At 66.2% G+C, this 5857-nt stretch carries 8 protein-coding genes and 1 pseudogene; 3 read left to right on the forward strand and 6 right to left on the reverse strand.

What is annotated here, in order from left to right; all coding sequences use genetic code 11:
* Positions 1-111: pseudogene (locus V7Q39_RS18825) on the forward strand (ornithine cyclodeaminase); the annotation flags it as partial.
* On the opposite strand, the gene V7Q39_RS18830 reads toward V7Q39_RS18825, so the two are convergent.
* From V7Q39_RS18830 to V7Q39_RS18855, 6 genes are all read right to left on the reverse strand, one after another.
* On the reverse strand, positions 108-839 hold the full coding sequence (locus V7Q39_RS18830; protein WP_333818151.1) for a sulfate/molybdate ABC transporter ATP-binding protein: 732 nt from the start codon (positions 837-839) through the stop codon (positions 108-110). The pseudogene V7Q39_RS18825 and the gene V7Q39_RS18830 overlap by 4 nt on opposite strands.
* A 9-nt stretch (positions 840-848) precedes the next feature.
* Positions 849-1709: a sulfate ABC transporter permease subunit CysW gene (gene cysW, locus V7Q39_RS18835; RefSeq protein ID WP_333818152.1), complete on the reverse strand. Its 861-nt coding sequence runs from the start codon at positions 1707-1709 to the stop codon at positions 849-851.
* Positions 1702-2538 carry a sulfate ABC transporter permease subunit CysT gene (gene cysT, locus V7Q39_RS18840; protein ID WP_333818153.1) on the reverse strand — a complete coding sequence of 279 codons (837 nt, stop codon included), beginning with the start codon at positions 2536-2538 and terminating at the stop codon, positions 1702-1704. The genes cysW and cysT overlap by 8 nt, the downstream gene beginning before the upstream one ends.
* A 63-nt stretch (positions 2539-2601) precedes the next feature.
* A complete protein-coding gene (locus tag V7Q39_RS18845; protein WP_333818158.1) occupies positions 2602-3717 on the reverse strand; it encodes a sulfate ABC transporter substrate-binding protein in 1116 nt (371 codons plus the stop codon).
* A 77-nt stretch (positions 3718-3794) separates the two neighbouring features.
* Positions 3795-4043: a hypothetical protein gene (locus V7Q39_RS18850; protein ID WP_333818154.1), complete on the reverse strand. Its 249-nt coding sequence runs from the start codon at positions 4041-4043 to the stop codon at positions 3795-3797.
* 187 nt (positions 4044-4230) lie between these two features.
* The gene (locus V7Q39_RS18855) at positions 4231-4689 is read right to left on the reverse strand and encodes an Rrf2 family transcriptional regulator (RefSeq protein ID WP_333818155.1); all 459 of its coding nucleotides are present in this window, start codon (positions 4687-4689) and stop codon (positions 4231-4233) included.
* A 206-nt stretch (positions 4690-4895) separates the two neighbouring features.
* Here V7Q39_RS18855 and V7Q39_RS18860 point away from each other — a divergent pair, with 206 nt between their 5' ends.
* Both V7Q39_RS18860 and V7Q39_RS18865 read left to right on the forward strand, forming a co-directional pair.
* Entirely contained in the window at positions 4896-5369 is a 474-nt protein-coding gene (locus V7Q39_RS18860; RefSeq protein WP_333818156.1) for an Lrp/AsnC family transcriptional regulator, read from the forward strand.
* A 96-nt stretch (positions 5370-5465) separates the two neighbouring features.
* Positions 5466-5857, forward strand: a 392-nt coding sequence (locus tag V7Q39_RS18865; protein WP_333818157.1) for an RBBP9/YdeN family alpha/beta hydrolase, incomplete at its 3' end; no start/stop codon positions are given.

Below are 5857 nucleotides of genomic sequence, written 5' to 3' on the forward strand. Positions count from 1 at the left end.
CTTTATGCGCGGCGATCGGAGGATGAGATCACCCTGGCCAAGAACGGCGGCGGGGCGCATCTGGACCTGATGACGGCCAGCTACATCGCCGACCGCTGGCGCAAGCGCTAGGCGCCGAGGAATTCGCGCACGAAGGCGGTCGCGGGCCTGGCGCGGATGTCCTGCGGCTTGCCGATCTGTTCGATCTTGCCGCCGGTGGTCGAGCCGGACATGACGACGACAAGGTCGGCCAGTTCCATCGCCTCGTCCTGGTCGTGGGTGACGAAGACGGTGGTCAGGCCGGTGGTGTCGTGGATGTCCCGCAGGCCCTGGCGGAGCTCCTTGCGGACCTTGGCGTCGAGCGCGCCGAAGGGCTCGTCGAGAAGGAGCATCCGGGGTTCGATGGCAAGCGCACGGGCAAGGGCGACGCGCTGGCGCTGGCCACCGGACAGCTGGCTGGGATAGCGCGCCCCGATGTCCGGCAGCTGGATCAGGTCGAGAAGGCGGGTGACGCGGCGGGCGATCTCGGCCCCGGGCGGGCGCGAGGCGCGGGGGCGGGCCTTCAGGCCGTAGGCGATGTTGTCGAAGACGGTCATATGGCGGAAGAGCGCGTAGCTCTGGAAGACAAAACCGGCGCGGCGCTGCTGCACGGTCAGGCCGGTCGCGTCCTGTCCGTCGAAGAGCACGCGGCCGGAGGTGGGGTATTCGAGGCCGCCGAGGATGCGCAGGAGGGTGGTCTTGCCCGAGCCCGAGGGGCCGAGCAGCGCCACCAGCGCGCCGGAGGGGATGGCGAGCGACACGGGGGTCAGCGCGGCGGTGGTGCCGAAGCTTTTGGAGATTTCGTCGATTTCGATATGCATGGGCGTCTCCTAATGGCGGCGCGAGGCGGCAAGCGCGTCGGCGTGCCGGATTTCGAGGAAGGTCTTCAGCCCCAGCGTCAGGAAGCCGAGCAGGGCCAGCACGGCGGCGAGGGTGAAGGCCGCGACGGAGAGGTATTCGTTGTAAAGCATCTCGATGGTGATCGGCATGGTCGCGGTCTGGCCGCGGATCTTGCCCGAGACGACGGCGACCGCCCCGAACTCGCCCATCGCGCGGGCGTTGCAGAGGAGGACGCCGTAGAGAAGCGCCCAGCGGATGTTCGGCAGGGTGACGGTGCGGAAGGTGCGCCAGCCGGAGGCGCCTAGCGTCAGGGCGGCCTCTTCCTCGGCCCGGCCCTGTTCGACCATGACCGGGATCAGCTCGCGCGCGACGAAGGGGAAGGTGACGATCATCGAGGCGAGGACAATGCCGGGCAGGGCGAAGACGATGGGATAGCCCGCGTTCACCATCAGCCCACCGACCCAGGTGTTCGCCCCGAAGGTCAGCACGACGCAGAGGCCGACGACGACGGGCGAGACCGAGAAGGGCAGGTCGATCAGCGTCAGCAGCACGGCCTTGCCGCGGAAGTCGTATTTGGTGATGAACCAGGCGGCGGCCACGCCGAAGACCGCGTTCAGCGGCACGGCAATGGCGGCGACGGTCACGGTCAGGCGGATGGCGGACAGGGCCTCGGGCTTGGCCAGCGTGGCGATGGCCTGCCACCAGCCCTTGCGCAGGGCCTCGTAGAAGACGGCGACGAGGGGCGCGAAGAGGAGAAGCGCCAGCACGACCAGCACCGCCGCGATCAGCAGGCGTCGGACGAGCGGCGTTTCCTCGGTGGCGGGGCGCCAGGTGGCGGGTGCGTCAGACATAGCCAATTCTCCGGCGGCTCCAGACCTGGATCGCGTTGATGAGCAGGAGAAGCGCGAAGGAGATGACCAGCATGGCGATGCCGATGGCGGTCGCGCCTTCGTAGTTGAACTCTTCCAGCTTGATGACGATGAGCAGCGGCGCGATCTCGGTCTTCATCGGCAGGTTGCCCGCGATGAAGATGACCGAGCCGTATTCGCCGACGGCCCGGGCCAGCGACAGTGCGAAGCCGGTGAGCGCCGCGGGGGCCAGCATCGGCAGGACCACATGCCGGATCGTGTGGAAGCGCGATGCGCCGAGCGTGGCGGAAGCTTCCTCGACCTCGCGCTCGATCTCGTCGATCACCGGCTGGACAGTGCGGACGACGAAGGGCAGGCCCACGAAGACCAGCGCGATTAAGATGCCGCTGGGCGTGTAGGCGATCTTGAAGCCCAGGTCTTTGGCCAGCGCGCCGAAGGCCCCGTTGGGGGCGTAAAGCGCGGTCAGCGCGATGCCCGCGACGGCGGTCGGCAGGGCAAAGGGCAGGTCGACGGCGGCGTCGATCAGGCGGCGGCCGGGAAAGCGGTAGCGCCCCAGCACCCAGGCCAGTGCCACGCCGAACACCAGATTGAATACGGCCGCGAGGAAGGACAGCCGGAACGACAGCCAGAGCGAGGCCCAGATGCGCGTGGTGTTCACCTCTGTCCACAGCCGTTCCGGCCCAGCAAGGGCGCCAGTCACCAGAAGGGCGCCGATGGGGAGGAGGACCACGAGGGACAGAAGCGTGATCGTGATCCCCGCGCTGATCCCGAGGCCGGGGATCGGGGACCGGTGGATGAAGGGTTTGCCCATTGGGTTTCCTATGCGGTTCGGGCCGGCAGCAGGTGCCGACCCGGAGCGTTCAGGGGGCTGCCGTCACTGCGGCACGTAGATCTGGTCGAAGATGGCGCCGTCGGCGAAGTGCTTGGCCTGCACGTCCTTCCAGCCGCCGAAGGAGGCGATGTCGCGCAGTTCCAGCTGCGGGAAGCGGGCGACATCTTCCGGCGCGGCTTTCGAGGTGTCCCAGCCGCGATAGAAATCCTTGAAGACGATCGCCTGGGCTTCGGGCGTGTAAAGGAAGTTGAGGTAGCCCTCGGCCAGCTTCCGCTGTTCTTCGGACTTGATGTTGGCTTCGACCAGAGCAACCGGCGGCTCGGCCAGCACCGAGACCGAGGGGACGACGATGTCGAACTGGTCGTCACCCAGCTCGTTCAGCGCCAGATAGGCCTCGTTCTCCCAGGCGAGGAGCACGTCGCCGATGCCGCGTTGGGCGAAGGTGGTCGTGCTGTCACGCGCGCCCTTGTCAAGCACCGGGACATGCTCGAACAGCGCCTTGACGAAGGCCTGCGGGTCCTGGCCGTTCTTCTCGGCCCAGGCCCAGGCGGCCAGGTAGTTCCAGCGCGCGCCGCCGCTGGTCTTCGGGTTCGGGGTGATGACTTCCACGCCCTCGGCCGTCAGGTCGCCCCAGTCCTTGATGCCCTTCGGATTGCCCTCGCGCACCAGGAAGACGATGGTCGAGGTATAGGGCGAGGAGTTGTGCGGCAGTTTCGACTGCCAGTCTGCCGGCAGCTTGCCCGCATCGGCGATCTTGTCGATGTCGGCGGCCAGCGCCAGCGTCACGACCTGCGCTTCCAGTCCCTCGATCACGGCGCGGGCTTGCGACCCCGAGCCGCCGTGCGACTGCTCGATGGTCGGGGCTTCGTTGCCCTGCGCGGTCCAGTACGCGACGAAGGCTTCGTTCAGATCGCGATACAGCTCTCGCGTCGGGTCATAGCTGACGTTCAGCAGGCTTTCGGCCGCGACGGGGGCCGGGGCCGCGCCGAGGCCGATGGCGGCGAGGGCCGCTGCGGCGACAAGGCCTTTCAGACGGAAGACCGGCCAGCCGGTCAGGCGGCGCAGCCCGTCGGCGATGGTGACGCGGCCATCGGCATGAGCTTCGGCAACGGGGCCTTGCGCGGTCACGGTGCCGGCGAGGGTGATGGTGGCGAGCATGGTTTTCTCCTTGGAGATCGGAAGGGGACGGTGGGGCATCAGGCCCAGAACGGTTTGCGGCAGGTGCAGATGGGTCATCACGGCGCTCCGATTGGTTCGACGCGGGCTTCCCAGACCGAGGCGTCGCGGCCTTCGAGAAGATCGGCCACGGCCTCGGACGGGTTGCGGGTGAAGATCACCAGCGGGCTGCCATTGACACGGTGGGTCAGGCCGGTGCGGCGGTCGATCAGCCGGACGGCGCAGGTGGCGGAAGCGGTCCGGGGCATGGGCGCGTGGGCCAGCCCGGCAATCGCGAATGCGGTGCGGGGGGATATGGCGGCAGTCATCGTCCTTCTCCTTCGCTTCAGGGTGGGCCTTGGCCCGGGTGTCCCTTAATAACGACAGGAGAAGTCGAGTATTGCAAAGGAAAATACTCGCTTAATTTGGTCGTGATTAGAGAATGGTTTTCTCTCGCCCCGCCCGCTGGCGCAGGGCGAATCCAGTGATTTGCGAAACAATCTTGGGGAGTTAGCGCTATTCGGCCGCGCCGAGCACCTTGTCGGCCACCGTACCGGACCGAAGCATGTCTTCCAGCGTCAGAGAGTCGATGATCAGGAGATAGGACCAGAACACCTCGGCAAAGACTTTGCGGATGCGGCAGGTCGCTTCGTCCGTGCAATCCTCGCACCGCTGGTAGGCCCGGCGCGAGAGGCACGGCAACGGAGCGATGGGGCCGTCGATGGTGCGCAGAAGCTCCGAGATCGAGATGTCGGAGGGCTTCTTGATCAGGCTGTAGCCACCGGAGCGGCCCCGGATCGAGGCGATCACACCGGCGTTGCGCACTTCCAGCAGGATGTGTTCCAGGAACCGCTTCGGCGTGCCCGACCGCTTGGCGATCTCTTCGATCGTCAGGGGTTCAGGCAGGCCTTTGGCGGCCTCGTCGGCCAGGACCAGAAGCGCCTTCAGGGCATATTTCATCTTCTGCGTGATCATGGGGAAAGGCTACGCGGCGGACTGTCGAGAATCAATGTCGCGATTCCCTGACGTGGGCGTTCTGACCCGCGCGTCACCGAAAAACCCCAGTCAAATCCGCAGAAAAACAGGGGAAAAACGCGATCTTCCTATACACGATAAAACCTATAGACTTTTATTTCTCATTGGTCATGCTGAAGAAAAGGACGCTGCCAGGGGCCCTGACCATGACCGATCTCGACCTGATCGACCGCAAGATCGTTGCCGAGCTGATGCAGGACGCGACGCTGCCCATCGCGCAGATCGCCGACAAGGCGGGGCTGTCGCAGACCCCGGCCTGGAAGCGGATCCAGAAGCTGGAGGCGACCGGCGTGCTGACGCGGCGGGTCGCCCTGGCCGATCCGGCGAAGCTGGGGTTCGGGCTGACGGTCTTCGTGGGGATCGAGGCGCCGGATCATTCGCCAGACTGGCGCGAAGCCTTTTCGCGCGCGGTCGACGGCATCCCGGAGATCATGGAGGTCTACCGGATGGCGGGAGAGCTGGACTATCTGCTGCGCGTCGCGGTTCAGGACATGGCGGCCTTCGACGGGCTTTACAAGCGGCTGACCGATGCGGTGCCGATCAAGAACGTGACCAGCCATTTCGCGATGGAACGGATGAAGTTCACCACCGCCTACCCCGTCGATACCCGGAACCGGTAGAATGCCGTTCTCTTTCGGGTGTGGCCTTTGGAACCCGTAATCACGACAGAGTTGCTAGATTTAACGCCAGATGCAGATTCGCGAAGGACAGTGGAGATGACCAAGACCCTGATCGTTCCCGGCCTCGACGGCTCGCCCGCGCCGCATTGGCAGCACTGGTGGGCGCAGACCGATCCGCGCGCGCTGATGGTGGATCTGAGCGATCCTGCCCGCCCTCTCCCGGCGGTCTGGGAAACGGAACTGGCCTCGATGATCCTGCATCACCCCAATTGCGTGCTGGTCGGGCATTCGCTGGGCGCAGTGCTGGTCGCACGCATCCTGACGAAATGGCCGCAGCTGAAGGTGCGGGCGGCGATGCTGGTCGCCCCCGCGGAAACCGCGGGCAGCGACCGGATCGAACGTTTCGGACCGATCCCCGAGCGTCCGCTGGGCGTGCCGTCGCTGGTCGTCGCCAGCCGCAACGACCCCTGGATGCGCTATTCCCGCGC

This window comes from Tabrizicola sp. (assembly GCF_036781545.1).
In the GTDB taxonomy this organism is placed as follows: Bacteria; Pseudomonadota; Alphaproteobacteria; order Rhodobacterales; family Rhodobacteraceae; genus Tabrizicola.

Excerpts from the sequence above, each read along its gene's own strand:
- V7Q39_RS18830 (WP_333818151.1), bottom strand. The coding sequence starts at position 839 with ATGCATATCGAAATCGACGAAATCTCCAAAAGCTTCGGCACCACCGCC.
- cysW (WP_333818152.1), bottom strand. The coding sequence starts at position 1,709 with ATGTCTGACGCACCCGCCACCTGGCGCCCCGCCACCGAGGAAACGCCG.
- cysT (WP_333818153.1), bottom strand. The coding sequence starts at position 2,538 with ATGGGCAAACCCTTCATCCACCGGTCCCCGATCCCCGGCCTCGGGATC.
- V7Q39_RS18845 (WP_333818158.1), bottom strand. The coding sequence starts at position 3,717 with ATGCTCGCCACCATCACCCTCGCCGGCACCGTGACCGCGCAAGGCCCC.
- V7Q39_RS18850 (WP_333818154.1), bottom strand. The coding sequence starts at position 4,043 with ATGACTGCCGCCATATCCCCCCGCACCGCATTCGCGATTGCCGGGCTG.
- V7Q39_RS18855 (WP_333818155.1), bottom strand. The coding sequence starts at position 4,689 with ATGATCACGCAGAAGATGAAATATGCCCTGAAGGCGCTTCTGGTCCTG.
- V7Q39_RS18860 (WP_333818156.1), top strand. The coding sequence starts at position 4,896 with ATGACCGATCTCGACCTGATCGACCGCAAGATCGTTGCCGAGCTGATG.